The organism is Mycobacterium sp. NPDC050441, from assembly GCF_040655355.1.
Taxonomy (GTDB): Bacteria; Actinomycetota; Actinomycetes; order Mycobacteriales; family Mycobacteriaceae; genus Mycobacterium.
The window spans coordinates 225,626-240,100 of record NZ_JBFAJS010000004.1; the positions used below are offsets into that span (position 1 = coordinate 225,626).

Annotated in this window: 13 protein-coding genes; 3 read left to right on the forward strand and 10 right to left on the reverse strand. The window is 66.6% G+C overall.

Annotated elements, in window-relative coordinates; all coding sequences use genetic code 11:
- Positions 1–94 precede the first annotated feature (94 nt).
- On the forward strand, positions 95–2,947 hold the full coding sequence (gene leuS / locus AB0I14_RS13955) for a leucine--tRNA ligase (protein ID WP_358021873.1): 2,853 nt from the start codon (positions 95–97) through the stop codon (positions 2,945–2,947).
- A gap of 49 nt (positions 2,948–2,996) precedes the next feature.
- On the opposite strand, the gene AB0I14_RS13960 is transcribed toward leuS, so the two are convergent.
- Positions 2,997–3,680: an SDR family oxidoreductase gene (locus tag AB0I14_RS13960; RefSeq protein ID WP_358021876.1), complete on the reverse strand. Its 684-nt coding sequence runs from the start codon at positions 3,678–3,680 to the stop codon at positions 2,997–2,999.
- 77 nt (positions 3,681–3,757) lie between these two features.
- Here AB0I14_RS13960 and AB0I14_RS13965 point away from each other — a divergent pair, with 77 nt between their 5' ends.
- A complete protein-coding gene (locus AB0I14_RS13965) occupies positions 3,758–5,098 on the forward strand; it encodes a glycogen debranching protein (protein WP_358021879.1) in 1,341 nt (446 codons plus the stop codon).
- A 5-nt stretch (positions 5,099–5,103) separates the two neighbouring features.
- On the opposite strand, the gene AB0I14_RS13970 is transcribed toward AB0I14_RS13965, so the two are convergent.
- The 5 genes from AB0I14_RS13970 to AB0I14_RS13990 form a co-directional block, all read right to left on the reverse strand.
- A complete protein-coding gene (locus AB0I14_RS13970) occupies positions 5,104–5,586 on the reverse strand; it encodes a MarR family transcriptional regulator (protein ID WP_358021882.1) in 483 nt (160 codons plus the stop codon).
- 76 nt (positions 5,587–5,662) lie between these two features.
- Positions 5,663–6,400 (reverse strand): amino acid ABC transporter ATP-binding protein, encoded by a 738-nt coding sequence (locus AB0I14_RS13975; protein WP_358021885.1) that lies wholly within the window; start codon positions 6,398–6,400, stop codon positions 5,663–5,665.
- Positions 6,400–8,172 (reverse strand): ABC transporter substrate-binding protein/permease, encoded by a 1,773-nt coding sequence (locus AB0I14_RS13980; protein ID WP_358021888.1) that lies wholly within the window; start codon positions 8,170–8,172, stop codon positions 6,400–6,402. The genes AB0I14_RS13975 and AB0I14_RS13980 overlap by 1 nt, the downstream gene beginning before the upstream one ends.
- A gap of 45 nt (positions 8,173–8,217) precedes the next feature.
- Entirely contained in the window at positions 8,218–8,883 is a 666-nt protein-coding gene (locus AB0I14_RS13985) for a GntR family transcriptional regulator (protein WP_358021891.1), read from the reverse strand.
- 110 nt (positions 8,884–8,993) lie between these two features.
- Positions 8,994–9,812 carry an LLM class F420-dependent oxidoreductase gene (locus tag AB0I14_RS13990; RefSeq protein ID WP_358021893.1) on the reverse strand — a complete coding sequence of 273 codons (819 nt, stop codon included), beginning with the start codon at positions 9,810–9,812 and terminating at the stop codon, positions 8,994–8,996.
- 27 nt (positions 9,813–9,839) lie between these two features.
- On the opposite strand from AB0I14_RS13990, the gene AB0I14_RS13995 reads away from it, so the two are divergent.
- Positions 9,840–10,772 carry a hypothetical protein gene (locus AB0I14_RS13995; RefSeq protein ID WP_358021896.1) on the forward strand — a complete coding sequence of 311 codons (933 nt, stop codon included), beginning with the start codon at positions 9,840–9,842 and terminating at the stop codon, positions 10,770–10,772.
- 7 nt (positions 10,773–10,779) lie between these two features.
- Here the strand turns inward: AB0I14_RS13995 and AB0I14_RS14000 are convergent, their stop codons facing one another.
- The 4 genes from AB0I14_RS14000 to AB0I14_RS14015 all read right to left on the reverse strand — a co-directional run bounded on the left by AB0I14_RS14000 (position 10,780) and on the right by AB0I14_RS14015 (position 14,474).
- Complete coding sequence (locus AB0I14_RS14000; protein WP_358021899.1) at positions 10,780–11,685, reverse strand: alpha/beta hydrolase; 906 nt, start codon at positions 11,683–11,685, stop codon at positions 10,780–10,782.
- A gap of 80 nt (positions 11,686–11,765) precedes the next feature.
- The gene (locus AB0I14_RS14005; protein ID WP_358021902.1) at positions 11,766–12,857 is read right to left on the reverse strand and encodes an inositol-3-phosphate synthase; all 1,092 of its coding nucleotides are present in this window, start codon (positions 12,855–12,857) and stop codon (positions 11,766–11,768) included.
- 57 nt (positions 12,858–12,914) lie between these two features.
- Positions 12,915–13,460 carry a PadR family transcriptional regulator gene (locus AB0I14_RS14010; RefSeq protein WP_055120968.1) on the reverse strand — a complete coding sequence of 182 codons (546 nt, stop codon included), beginning with the start codon at positions 13,458–13,460 and terminating at the stop codon, positions 12,915–12,917.
- A 141-nt stretch (positions 13,461–13,601) separates the two neighbouring features.
- The gene (locus AB0I14_RS14015; protein WP_358021909.1) at positions 13,602–14,474 is read right to left on the reverse strand and encodes a DUF1707 domain-containing protein; all 873 of its coding nucleotides are present in this window, start codon (positions 14,472–14,474) and stop codon (positions 13,602–13,604) included.
- Position 14,475: the final 1 nt, after the last annotated feature.

Consider the following 14,475-nt stretch of genomic DNA (forward strand, 5'->3'; position numbering starts at 1 on the left):
CAGGGCCGCGACGTAACCGATACCAACCTGTGGCCTTCGCCGTCGAAAGACGGGCGGTGAGCTGCTCAAACCGTGGCCTTATACCCTGAACGGCGTGATCGAACCCGCCACCACCTCGCAGTCAGGGCCGTCAGAGGACTCCCCGCAGCACCGTTACACCGCGGAACTGGCGGGTCAGATCGAGCACTCCTGGCAGCAGATCTGGGCGGAGCTCGGGACTTTCAATGTGGCCAATCCGGTGGGCTCGCTGGCACCGCAGGACGGCTCGCCGATCCCCGCGGACAAGATGTTCGTCCAGGACATGTTCCCGTACCCGTCCGGTGATGGCCTGCACGTCGGGCACCCCCTGGGCTACATCGCCACTGATGTCTACGCCCGGTACTACCGGATGACCGGACGCAACGTGCTGCACGCGCTGGGCTTCGACGCGTTCGGACTGCCGGCTGAGCAGTACGCCGTGCAGACCGGGACGCACCCGCGCACCCGCACCGAGGCCAACATCGTCAACTTCCGCCGGCAGCTGGGCCGGCTGGGGCTGGGCCATGACGCGCGGCGCAGCTTCGCCACCACCGATGTGGACTTCTACAAGTGGACGCAGTGGATCTTCCTGCAGATCTACAACGCCTGGTTCGACACTGCAGCCAAGAAGGCCCGGCCCATCACCGAGCTGGTGGCCGAATTCGAGTCCGGGGCACGCACTCTCGATGATGGCAGGGTCTGGGCGGAGCTGTCGGCAGCCGAGCGAGCCGATGTGGTGGACAGCTATCGCCTGGTGTACCACGCAGATTCGATGGTGAACTGGTGCCCGGGCCTCGGCACCGTGCTGGCCAACGAGGAAGTCACCGCCGATGGCCGCAGCGACCGCGGCAACTTCCCGGTGTTCCGGAAGCGCTTGCGGCAGTGGATGATGCGAATCACCGCCTACTCAGACCGGTTGCTCGACGACCTGGAGCTGCTGGAATGGCCGGACAAGGTCAAGGCAATGCAGCGCAACTGGATCGGCCGCTCCACCGGTGCATCGGTGGAGTTCGGCACCGCCGCAGGCGATGTCGAGGTCTTCACCACCCGCCCGGACACCCTGTTCGGTGCCACGTATCTGGTGCTGGCTCCCGAGCACGATCTGGTGGACGCGCTGGTGGCCGATTCCTGGCCCGAGGGCACCGATTCACGGTGGACCTTCGGTGCGGCGACTCCGGCCGAGGCCGTCGCCGCCTACCGAGCCGGGATCGCGGCCAAGTCGGATCTGGAGCGCCAGGAGAACAAGACCAAGACCGGCGTGTTCCTCGGCGCGTACGCCACCAATCCGGTTAACGGACAGCAGGTTCCGGTGTTCATCGCCGACTACGTGCTGGCCGGATACGGGACCGGCGCCATCATGGCGGTGCCCGGTGGTGACCAGCGGGACTGGGACTTCGCTACCGAGTTCGGGCTGCCGATCGTCGAGGTGGTCTCCGGCGGTGACATCACCGAAGCCGCCTACAGCGGCGTCGGCACGATGGTCAACTCCGACTACCTGAACGGATTGTCGGTGGCCGAGGCCAAGGCCAAGGTGATCGAGCACCTGGAAGCTGACGGCCGCGGCCGGGCCCGGATCGAGTACAAGCTGCGGGACTGGCTGTTCGCCCGGCAGCGGTACTGGGGTGAGCCGTTCCCGATCGTCTACGACGCCGAGGGCCGCGCCCATCCGCTGCCGGAATCGGCTCTGCCGGTGGAACTTCCGGATATTCCGGACTATTCGCCGGTGTCATTCGACCCGAACGACGCCGACAGCGAACCCTCTCCGCCACTGGGCAAGGCCACCGAATGGGTGCACGTCGAGCTGGATCTCGGTGACGGGCTGCAGACCTACACCCGCGACACCAACGTGATGCCGCAGTGGGCGGGAAGCTCCTGGTACGAGCTGCGCTACACCGACCCGCACAACTCGGAAGAGCTGTGCGCCAAGGAGAACGAGGCCTACTGGATGGGCCCGCGGCCGGCCGAGCACGGGCCGAACGATCCGGGTGGCGTCGACCTGTACGTCGGTGGTGTCGAGCATGCGGTGCTGCACCTGCTGTACTCGCGGTTCTGGCACAAGGTGCTGTTCGACCTCGGCCATGTCAGCTCGAGCGAGCCGTACCGCCGTCTGGTCAACCAGGGCTACATCCAGGCCTTCGCATACACCGACGCCCGGGGTTCGTACGTGCCTGCGGCCGAAGTCGTTGAGCGCGATGGGAAGTTCTACTACGAGGGTGCCGAGGTCAACCAGGAGTTCGGCAAGATCGGCAAGAGCCTGAAGAACTCCGTCTCACCCGACGAGATCTGCGATGAGTACGGCGCCGATACCCTTCGGGTCTACGAGATGTCGATGGGTCCGCTGGAGGCTTCGCGTCCATGGGCCACCAAGGACGTCGTCGGCGCGCACCGCTTCCTGCAGCGGGTGTGGCGGGTGGTGGTCTCCGAAGACACCGGAGCCAACGTCGTCACCGCCCATGAGGCACTCGACACCGACACGCTCAAGATCCTGCACCGCACCATCGCGGGGGTGACCGAAGACTATGCGGCGCTTCGCAACAACACCGCCGCGGCCAAGCTGATCGAGTACACCAACCACCTCACCAAGGAGAGTGTCTCGGCGCGTGCCGCGATCGAGCCGCTGGTGCTCATGGTGGCCCCGCTGGCGCCGCACCTGGCCGAGGAGTTGTGGAAGCGGTTGGGCCACGACACCTCACTGGCGCACGGGCCGTTCCCGGTGGCTGATCCGCAGTACCTGGTGGACGACACCATCGAGTTCCCGGTTCAGGTCAACGGCAAGGTGCGCGGCAAGATCACCGTGGCTGCCGATGCCGACAAGGCCGCGCTCGAGGCCGCAGCGCTGGCTGACGAGAAGGTGCAGGCCTTCCTGGACGGTGCCACCCCCAAGAAGGTGATCGTCGTCCCGGGCCGGTTGGTCAACCTCGTCGTCTAGGCGATTTGTGTGCGTTCACCGGCGCTCACCGCCGCTGAATGCACACAAATCACCCGGGGCGGACCACGATTTCGTGTACGTGGCCATCGGGTGGGGTGGTGACGGCGGTTGCCACCAGCCCGGCCACGGTCTCGGGTTTCAGGAACTTCGCCGGGTCGTAGTCGCCCACGCCGCCGGTCACCGCGCTTTCATAGGCCACCAGGTCGCGTTGCATCTCGGAGTCGGTGCGCCCGGGGAAGATCGAGGTGACCCGCAGTGACGGTTCATCGGCGCGCAGTGAGTCGGCGAATGCCCGCAGGGCGAACTTGCTTGCCGAGTAGGACGCCATACCCGGCGAAACCTTCTGTCCGGCTCCGGAGTTGATGAACACCACATGCCCACGGGCGGCACGCAGGGCGGGCAGCAGGGCCAGCGTGAGTGCCACCGCGCCGGTGACGTTCACCTCGAAGGATGCCCGCCACTGTTCGGCGATGGAGTCGGAGACCCGGCCGGGGTAGAGGACGCCGGCGTTGTGTACGAGCACATCGAGTTCGGCGAGGACCTCGGTGGCCGATTCGATCGAGTCGGCGTCGGTCAGGTCCAGCGGCCAGGTCGGCGCACCGAGACGTTCGGCCAGCGCATCGAGCCGGGCCGATGGGCGCCCGGCCAGTAGCAGCGTGTGAGTGGGAGCAAGGGCGGCGGCGATGGCCGAGCCGATGCCGCCAGCGGCTCCGGTGATCAATGCAGTCGGCACGACTGCAACGTTACTGTGACGCCCAATGCGACGGGGCCGACCTGCGGACCGGGGCGCAACGTCGCATCATGGTAGGGATGCCACCGGATCCCAGCTTCGCTCCCACCCAGCTCGCAGCGCGGGCCGCCTACCTGCTGCGCGGCAACGACCTGGGTGTGATGACCACTGCCGCGCCGTTGCTGTATCCGCATATGTGGAGCTGGGACGCGGCATTCGTCTCGATCGGGCTGGCCCCGCTGAGTGTGGAGCGCGCCGTGGTGGAGCTCGACACCCTGCTCTCGGCGCAGTGGCGCAACGGGATGATCCCGCACATCGTGTTCGCCAACGGCGTCGACGGCTACTTCCCCGGACCGGCCCGGTGGGCCACCTCGGCGCTGGCCGCCAACGCACCGCGGGTCCGGCACACCTCGGGCATCACACAGCCGCCCGTGCATGCGATCGCGGTCCAGCGCATCCTCGACCACGCCCGCAGCCGGGGCCGGTCCACGCGGGCGGTGGCGGCGACCTTCCTCGATCGGCGGTGGGCCGATCTGGTGCGCTGGCACCGATGGCTGGCCGAGACGCGGGATCAGGATGGCCGCGGCCGCATCACGCTGTACCACGGGTGGGAGTCCGGTATGGACAACTCGCCGCGCTGGGACAGCTCCTACGCCAACGTGATTCCCGGCAATGTGCCGGAGTATCAGCGTGAGGACAACGCGATCATCACCGACGCCACCCAGCGGCCGAGCGACCTCGAGTACGACCGGTACCTGTGGCTGCTCGAGGAGATGAAATCCGTTCGCTACGACGATGATCTGCTTCCGAAGGTGATGAGCTTCGCGGTCGAGGACGTGTTCGTCTCGGCGATCTTCTCGGTGGCCTGCCAGGTGCTCGCCGAGATCGGGGAGGACTACAAGCGCCCGCTCGCCGATGTCCGCGATCTCTACTCCTGGGCCGAGCGTTTCCGGGTCGGCGTTGTCGAGACCGCCGACGAACGTAGTGGTGCGGCAAGGGATTACGACGTCCGGGCGAAGAAGTGGGTGGCCACCGAGACTGTCGCGCAGTTCGCCCCGCTGCTGTGCGGCGGGCTGCCGCACGAGCGCGAACGTGCCCTGCTGAGGCTGCTGGAAGGCCCGCGGTTCTGCGGGCATCCGGATTTGAAGTACGGGCTCATCCCGTCGACATCGCCGGTGTCGCGGGACTTCCGGTCGCGCGAATACTGGCGCGGCCCGGTGTGGCCGGTGATGACGTGGCTGTTCTCGTGGTGTTTCGCGCGGCGGGGTTGGGCAGAGCGGGCGTCGACGCTGCGCCGGGAAGGGTTGCGTCAGGCCAGCGACGGGACTTTCGCCGAGTACTACGAGCCGTTCACCGGGGAACCGCTGGGCAGCATGCAGCAGTCGTGGACCGCGGCTGCGGTGTTGGACTGGTTGGGGTAGCCCGGCTACTCGGACTTGGCGTGGGCGGCGGCGGCCTGATCGTTCTGGCCGGCGAGCCGCTCCAACGGGGTCAGGGCGGCGGCGAGGGTCGCGAGGTCGTCTGAACTCAGGTTGGCCAACCGGGCGGCCAGATCGGCCCGCCGGGCGGCCAGCGATTCGCGGTGCTGCACCAGGCCGCGCGGGGTGACCTCGACGAGCACGGCGCGCAGGTCGGAGGGGTCGCGGGAGCGCTTGACCAACCCGAGCTTCTCGAGCCGGCGGATCGCCACTGTGGTGGTGGGGGTGCGTACGCGCTCACGGGCGGCCAGTTCGGTCATCCGGATCGGGCCCTGGTCGAGCAGGGTGAGCAGGATCGAGAGCTGGGCGAGTGTGAGCTCCCCGGCGGTCCCCTTGTTGGTGTCGCCGCGGCGCAGCACCGAGAAAACCTTGGAGAGTACGCGCTGCAACTCTCCGGCCAGCTCAGTGACCTGCAAATCGGGCTCTACCATAATTCGCTAGTCTAACCTGTCTGACGCTGCCAGGTTGTCAGCTTGTTGCGTTTGACCCAGGGGTTTCACGGCACAGTCACAGCACTTGGGACAGGAAGCGGCGCAGCCGATCTGTCTCGGCCGCTTCGAAGATCTGGTCGGGGGTACCCGACTCGACCACCTTGCCGTAATCCATGAACACCACCGAGTCGGCGGTGGATCGTGCGAAGCCCATCTCGTGAGTGACCGCCAGGATGGTCATCCCCTCGGCGGCCAGGTCGGCGATCAACTCCAGAATTCCCTTGACCAGCTCCGGGTCCAGCGCCGAGGTGGCCTCGTCGAAGAACATCACCTGTGGGGTCATGGCGAGCGCGCGTGCGATCGCGACGCGCTGCTGCTGGCCGCCGGACAGGGTTGTCGGACGTACATCCGCCTTGTGCCGCAGGCCAACCCGATCCAGCTGCTCCAGCCCCACGGTGCGGGCATGCTCGGGGCTGAGCCGCTTGAGCTTTCGCGGGCCCAGGGCGACGTTGTCGAGAACGGTCTTGTGCGGGAACAGGTTGAACTGCTGGAACACCATGCCGATGCGCTGGCGCAGCTGGTCGGGATTGTCGGCCAGCACCGAGCGCCCGTCGAGCAGGATGTCGCCGCGGTCGGGTTCGTACAGGCGGTTGAGGGTGCGCAGCAGCGTCGATTTTCCGGATCCCGATGGGCCGATGATGGCTGTCGTCGTGCCGGCAGGTACGTCCAGGTCCACCCCGCGCAGCACCGCGTTCGGTCCGAACGACAGTTGAATATCCTTGGCGGCCAGCGCGACTGGCTGCGGTGGCGTCATCAGATCATCTCCTGGGTGGTCGCCGGGGGGAGGGGATCTTCCTCGGCCGGGGGACGGCCTCTGCGTAGCCGGTTGTCGACGAAGTTCACCAGATGGGTGAGCGGGATGGTCAGCAGCAGGTAGAACAGGCCGGCCGCGACCAGCGGCGACAGATTGCCGGTCTGCGCGTTGAGATCTCGGCCCACCTGGAACAGTTCCCGCTGGCTGGCGACCAGGCCGAGGAAGTACACCAGTGACGAGGCCTTGAGCAACGAGATGAATTGGTTCATCAGTGCGGGCAACACCCGCCGGATGCCCTGCGGAACGACGACCAGGCGCATCGACGAGGCATAGCTGAAGCCCAGGGCGCGTGAGGCTTCCAGCTGCCCGGGCTCGACGCTCTGGATGCCGGAGCGGAAGATCTCGCCGATGTAGGCCGCTGCCATCAGCCCGAGCGCAGCGATGCCCAGCGGATAGGGGCTGTTGCCGGTGAGCGATCCGACCACCGGGCCGATGCCCAGTCCGATCAGCAGGATGATCACCACTTCGGGCAGGCCCCGGAAGATGTCGGTGTAGACCCGGGCCGGCCAGCGCAGCCACCGTGACCGTGAGATGCCCGCCACGGCCAGGACCATCCCGAGCACGAGCCCGATGATGCTGGCGCACACGGTCAGGATGAGCGTGTTGGGCAGGCCGGTGCGCAGCAGGTCGGGGATCGCCTGCTTGTAGAGATCCCAGTCCAGGAACGAGTCCGCCAGTTGCGCGAGTGTTGATCTGGGCGCCACCGGGCCCCCGGCGGCGGGTTTCTCGTTGGCGGCGGCGATCGCGGCGAAGTCGGGCAGCTTGGGAACGGGTGCGGCCTTCGAGCCGGGTTTCCAGCCGGGCGGTAGTGCCCGCGGCACCCAGTCGGAATACAGCTGGGCCCACGTCCCGTCGGCGATGACGGCGTCCAGTCCGGAGTTCAGCGCATCGATCAGCGGCCGGTTCTCCTGGGCCACCGCCCATGCCACGAAATTGTCCAGACTGAAGGTGTTTTCGATGATCTGCGCCGGGTCGCCGGGCTGCACCGTGCCCGAGGCCTGCTGTGAGGGTGCCACCCAGGCGTCGATCTGGCGGGTCTTGAGGCTGGCGTAGACGGTGTTGTAGTCGGGGAACTTCACCGGCTGCAGGTGCAGCGTGTCGATGACGTAGGCCTCCTGCACGGTGCCCTGCACCACGCCGATGCGCTGTCCGGCGGCGAGCTGGCCGAAGCCCGTGATCGGTGAACCGGTGGGCACCACGAGCGAGAAGTAGCCGAAGTCGTAGCCGTTGGTGAAGCCGACGGTGCGTCGCCGGGCGTCGGTGGTGGTGATCGACGAGGACGCCACGTCGAAGCGCCGGGAGGCGGTCTGGGCCAAAAGACCCGAGAAGTCCGTGCCGACGAAGTTGACCCGCAGGCCGAGCTTGTCCGCGATCGCGCGGAGCACCTCGTTGTCGAAACCGGTGAACTGGCCGGCCGAGTTGATGCAGATGCTGGGCGGCGCGTCCGACAGCGTCCCGACGGTGAGCACGCCGGGCGTGCCGAGGCCGAGGTTCTCGGGCCGGACCGCGTCCAGGGGTACGACGGTGGCGGTGGTGTATTTGTCGGCGCCGGGTCCGGTGGCCGCGGCGGCCAGGTTGGTGGGCAGTGCGCTGGCGCTGTCCACGCCGGGTGGCGCGCATTGGTCGACGTCGGCCCCGGCCGGCGCTGCGCACACCAGCCCGAGCAGCATCAGGACTATGGTCAGCAGCGCGGCCGGTCGTCTGGCGTCCATCTGATGCAACCTAGTGGGCGGGCGCCCGGGGATGAGCGATTCCGCTCACGGGGACCGCAAGTCGCCGAACACTCCGCGCCGGGTCAGCTCGGCGATCATCACCTCGGCCATCCGCTCGGCGCGCTCGGTACAGGCCTTGCGGGCGCCGTCGGGATCGCGGGCGTGGATCGCGGCGGTCTCCGCTTCGTAGCCGGCGAGAAAATCGGCTTTGGCCTTCGGGTAACTGATCCAGAACTCAGAGGGCGCGAAGCTCTTACCGGCGCGGATGGTGGCGTGTAGGCGCGGTCCGGCGTACTCGTCGTTGATCGAGTCGCGGAACACCCAGCAGGCCTCCTGGAAGGTCTTGGTGTCCTTTGCTGAACGCATCACGCGCAACGTGTCATCGAGGTGAGCGATGATGCGCGGAGTCGGGTTGGTGGCGCAGCGAGCCGAGGCGATGCCGTTGAGGAACCCGTACAACTCGTGATGCTCGGCCACGGTCGCTTCGTCGAACCGCGAGACGAACGCGCCGCGGTGATATCGCGTCGAGAGGATTCCGTCGTGCTCGAGCTGAACCACCGCCTCCTGGATCGGTACGCGGCTGAGCCCGAGGTCACGGACGATCTCGTTGCGGTCGATGCGGTCACCGGAACGCAGCTTGCCCGTCATCACCAGATTGATGATGTGCGTGACGACCTGGTCCTTCTCCTTGACCCCGTAGTTTTTCGGCACCCTTAGTAACTTCCCCTTTGAGTCGGGTCGCACACCCCCCGTGCGTTGGCGTTGCGCCAGTTTCTCACGTGCCCGCCCGATCGGTCAGGTGAGTCGGCTCAGCTCAGCCGCTAAACTTTGCGCGCCCGGCCGTCGCGCCAGCGGCAGAGGGCCTCGGCGGCGGTCAGATCGTAGTCCGGACCGTTTACTCCGACGGTGAGGATGCTGACCCCCAGATCGGCCAGTGCGTCGGCCTCGGCGAGCATGGCGTCGATACCGCCGGACTCCTGCACGCCTGCCGAGCGCTGCACGGTCGACGGATCGCGGCCCGTGGTGGCGCAGTGCTCGGCGAGTACCTCCGCCTTGCCCGGATAGGTGCTGCGGTCGACGAATGCGTGCCAGATGTGGGCGTGCTCGGCCACCAGGCGCAGGGTCTTGCGTTCGCCCTGACCACCGATGAGGATCGGGATCTCGCGGGTGGGCGCCGGGTTGAGCTTGGCCAGCCGGGCCTTGATGCGCGGGAGCGCCTCGGCCAGATCGTCCAGGCGGCTGCCCGCGGTGCCGAACTCGTACCCGTACTCGTCGTAATCCTTTTGTTTCCAACCACTTCCGATGCCGAGGATGAGCCGGCCGTCGGAGATGTGGTCGACGGTGCGGGCCATGTCGGCCAGTAGCTCGGGGTTGCGGTACGAGTTGCAGCTGACCAGTGCGCCGATCTCGATGCGCGAGGTCTGCTCGGCCCAGGCGCCGAGCATCGTCCAGCATTCGTAGTGCGCACCGTCGGGATCACCGTAGAGCGGGAAGAAGTGATCCCAGTTGAAGGCGATGTCGACGCCGATGTCCTCACAGCGGCGCACTGCGTCGCGGATATGGCTGTAGGTGGGGGAGTGCTGCGGCTGCAGTTGTACGCCGACGCGGATGGGATGGCTCACTTCTTCAAGGTTACTCATGGGTGATTCACGACATAGGCTGATCGTGTGCAGCGGATTGCGACATTGGCGCTCGCCGTGTTCCTGGTTGCGCTGCCGATCAGCGGGTGCCGGGCTCAGTCGGCTCCCACCCAGCAGGTCACCGGCAGCTCCGCTTCGGCACCACCGCGGAACCCGGTATCCGAACCGCAGTTCCCGCGGTTCGAGGATTTCACGGCGGTGCCTGAAACCCCTTACGTGAGGCCGTACCAAGGGGTGTCGTTCTCGACGCCGAGCGGCTTGGTGTGTGTTCTGGGCGGGGACGACTTCAATTGCCACGGGCCGATACCCGGTGCTCCCGGCGGCGCGAATGCGGTCGCGGTCAGACCCGATGGTGCGCCGTGGTTCCTGAAGACGGCAGATCCGAGCCCGCAGCCCACGCCGCCGCTACTGCCTCCAGGGTCGCGGCTGTCCGTCGGCTACGTCGACTGTGTGGTCGGGCCCGACGCGTTGACCGCATGCCGGGTGCGCGGCGAACCGTTGATCGGATTCGTAGTGCGTTCGGATTCCACCACTCTCACGCCCGTACCGCGTCTGCCCGCCGGGTTTCCGGATCCCCGGCAGTACGTGTTCGACTCGACGAGGGTCTACTCCAAGCACGGTGGCGGGAAGAACATCACCGAGTACTTCGCCGTCGACGGTGACCTGCGTTGTGAGATCACGTCGTTCTCCGGTGTCCGGACGAGCTGCCGAGGTCCGATGCCCGGCCGCAGCGACAATGTCGTCAGCCTGAACATCTCGGAATTGGCCTGGGGCCGAAGCGATACCGCGACAGATCCCGAGTACGCCGACCCGCTTCCGCACCTCGACCAGGGGAGGGTGGTCAGTAGCCGCGATCCCGCGGGATGGTGCATGGCACTGTATGGGGGCGGGGTTGCGTGCAGCGACGACGGAGGTCACGGTTTCGTGATCACGTCGACCGAAAGCTGGTCGTTCCCCTAGCCGGTCGCTACTGCGTGGGCCGGGCGTCGAGGATCGCGCGCAGCAGCCGCACGAGCGCGGCCGGCTGATCGCCCTGCACGGAGTGGCCGGAGTCGGCGACGACGTGGGTGCGCTGAAAGCCAGGTGCGCTATTTGCGAACGTCTCGGCGTCCTCGTCGTTGACGAAATACGAGTTGGCGCCGCGGATCAGGGTGGTGGGCATGGTGATCGCCGGGACGTCGTCCCACAACCCGTCGAACCCGTCACCCTTGCGGAACGTGTCGTACCGCCACGTCCAGGTGCCGTCCTCGAGCTGCTTGGAGTTGTGGAACACGCCGCGCCGCAACGAATTCCGGTCCCGATGCGGGGCGGCGGCGACAGTCACGTCGAGCATGGCCTGAAACGTCGGGAAGGTGCGGTTCTCCTGGACCAGGGCGACGGTGCCCATCTGCGCCTTGGTCATCTCGTTGTGCCGTTCGGGTGCCGACGGCGTGACGTCGACGAGTGCGAGTTCGGGTACCAGCCGGGGCTCGGTCGCCGCGATCCGCAGTGCGGTCAAACCACCCAGCGACATGCCGACCACCAGTCGCGGATCGGGGGCGTGGGTCTGGAGAACCGGAATCAGGCTTGCCGCATTCAGTTTCGGGCCGTAGTCGCCGTCTTCCCGCCACGCCGAGCGGCCGTGGCCGGGCAGATCCACCGCCAGGGCAGGCTCGCCGAGGCCGAGGATGACGGTGTCCCAGGTGTGGGCGTTCTGGCCACCGCCGTGCAGGAACACGATGCGCGGGGCGGCAGTGCCGAACTTCAGTGCGCTGATCGGCCCCTGCTCGATACGCTCGACCGGCGGCAGTGGGCCACCCGCACCGATCTGTTCGGCGTTCTCGTCAAGGAGCCCGAACTCGTCAAGGCCAATGAGATCTTCGTCGGCAACCACAATCGGACCTTACCCAAAACGACTAGTGGAGTCTCAGCCGTGATGACCACGGCCGAGACTCCACTAGTCGAAAGGAAAAACTAGCCCTCGATGAAGGTCTCCAGCTCGATGCGCGCGATGTCGTCGGCGATCTGCTTCGGCGGGCTCTTCATCAGGTAGGCAGATGCTGCCTCGATGGGGCCGCCGATGCCGCGGTCCTTGGCGATCTTGGCGGCGCGCACCGCGTCGATGATCACGCCGGCCGAGTTCGGCGAGTCCCACACCTCGAGCTTGTACTCCAGGTTCAGCGGCACGTCACCGAAGGCGCGGCCTTCCAGGCGCACGTAGGCCCACTTGCGGTCGTCGAGCCACGCGACGTGGTCGGACGGGCCGATGTGGACGTTCTTGTCCTCGACCTTGCCGGCCAGCGAGCCGGTCAGGTTGGAGGTGACGGCCTGGGTCTTGGAGACCTTCTTGGACTCCAGACGCGAGCGCTCCAGCATGTTCAGGAAGTCCATGTTGCCGCCGACGTTGAGCTGGTAGGTGCGGTCCAGCGTGACGCCGCGGTCCTCGAACAGCTTGGCCATCACACGGTGGGTGATGGTCGCGCCGACCTGGCTCTTGATGTCGTCGCCGACGATCGGGACGCCGGCGTCCTCGAACTTCTTGGCCCACACCGGGTCGGAGGCGATGAACACCGGCAGCGCGTTGACGAAGGCCACGCCGGCGTCGATGGCGCACTGGGCGTAGAACTTGTCGGCCTCTTCGGAGCCCACCGGAAGGTAGGAGACCAGGACGTCGACCTTGGCGTCCTTGAGCGTCCGGACCACGTCGACGGGCTCGAAGTCGGAGATCTCGATGGTGTCGGCGTAGTACTTGCCGATGCCGTCGAGTGTCGGGCCGCGCTGCACCGTCACGTTGGTCGGCGGCACGTCGGCGATCTTGATGGTGTTGTTCTCGGAGGCGAAGATGGCCTCGGACAGGTCGAAGCCGACCTTCTTGGCGTCCACGTCGAACGCGGCCACGAACTTCACGTCACGCACGTGGTAGGGGCCGAACTTCACGTGCATCAGGCCCGGCACAGTCGTGTTCTCGTCGGCGTTGTGGTAGTACTGCACGCCCTGGACCAGGGACGATGCGCAGTTACCGACGCCGACGATGGCGACCCGGATTTCTCCTGCGTGCTCAGACATGGACGATCTCCTTACTCGTTCTGTGTGCTCGGCCTGGGGCCTTGTGCGGGTCTGTGCTCATATGTTTTCCGAGCGCCCCTGTGCCGTACGTTCGGCCGCGATCAACTCGTTGAGCCATTTCACTTCTCGTTCGCTGGACTCCAGGCCCAGCTGGTGCAGCTGACGGGTGTAGCGGTCGAATGAACTGCTGGCCCGCGCCACGGCTTCGCGCAGACCTTCCCGACGTTCCTCCACCTGACGGCGCCGCCCCTCCAGGATTCGCATCCTGGCCTCGGCCGGGGTGCGGTTGAAGAAGGCGAGGTGGACACCGAACCCGTCGTCGGAGAAGTTCTGTGGCCCCGTGTCGGCGACCAACTCGGTGAATCGCTGCTTGCCGGCATCCGTCAGCTGATACACCCGCCGAGCGCGGCGCACCTTGGTCGGTCCCAAGGGTGCGGCGTCCTCGACGATCAGGCCGTCGGCCTGCATGCGACGCAATGCCGGGTAGAGCGATCCATACGAGAACGCCCTGAACGCCCCCAACAGACCCGTCAATCGCTTGCGCAGCTCATAGCCGTGCATGGGTGACTCGAGTAGAAGACCCAGGACTGCGAGCTCCAGCATCGAGAACACCCCTTTCGACAGATCAGATGGAATTGATCGCTACGACGGATCAACACCTCGCCAAACTGTATCGCGCCGATATATTTGGTGCCAAGTGAATGCCACGATTGTCACGCTGGAGTGGCTGCCGGCGCGGCCGGCTCACCTGCTGTTGCGGTACATCCCCTTGACGGTGCCGTCGGGGTAGAGGTTGATGGTTCCGCCCCCGAAGTCGCTGCTGACGATGACCGCGATGTCAACGATGTCGGGTGTCGAGGGATCTTCGGACGGTGTGATGCGCAGCCAGGTGCTCTTCACGTCGTCGCGTTTGGTGTTGAGCGTGTCGGGTGCGCCCCGCATGACAGCGAGAGCCTTCTCGTAATCGAATGCGGCGAGGTCGACGAGTCGGTCGTCGTCGTCGACGGTGTCGGGCGAGGAGCTCGGATCGCCCCAGCCACCGGTGTACCGGTAGTAGACCTTCTGGCGGTTGTCCTGTGGGTTGGGTCGGTAGAGCATGGCCGAGTCGGGGTCGATGTGCAGCTCATAGCCCGTGGTGTTGCCGAACTTCTGGCGCATCTGCTCGAACAGTCCCTTGACCCCGTTGAGTGATTGCAGCTGTGTCGGCGGGGTCAGCACCACCGGGTCGATGCCGTCGGGCACGGCCCCCGGATCGGGGTTGAAACTCAATGGCGAGGGGGTGTTTCCATACAGACCCCAGCCGATGCCGATGCCGAGTACGACCAGCACGACGGCCGAGGCCAGCCGCAGCCCCCACCCGGGGCCGCCCGGCTTGCGGATGCGGGGGAGACGCGGCTCGGTCAGCGTCGGCATCTTCACCGACGCATTGGCGTTCTGCAGGTCCTCGACCAGCCGGGCCAGATCCCCCAGCGTCGTGGCGTTGGTGGCCGCGGACACCCGCTGGCGGTGTTCCTCCATGGACAATTGGCCTTCGCCGAGCGCGTTGTCGAGCACCTTGCAGGTGTCGTTGCGATCACTGTCCCTGGCCCGGGTGATCGAGGTCTGCCTAGTTGCCACG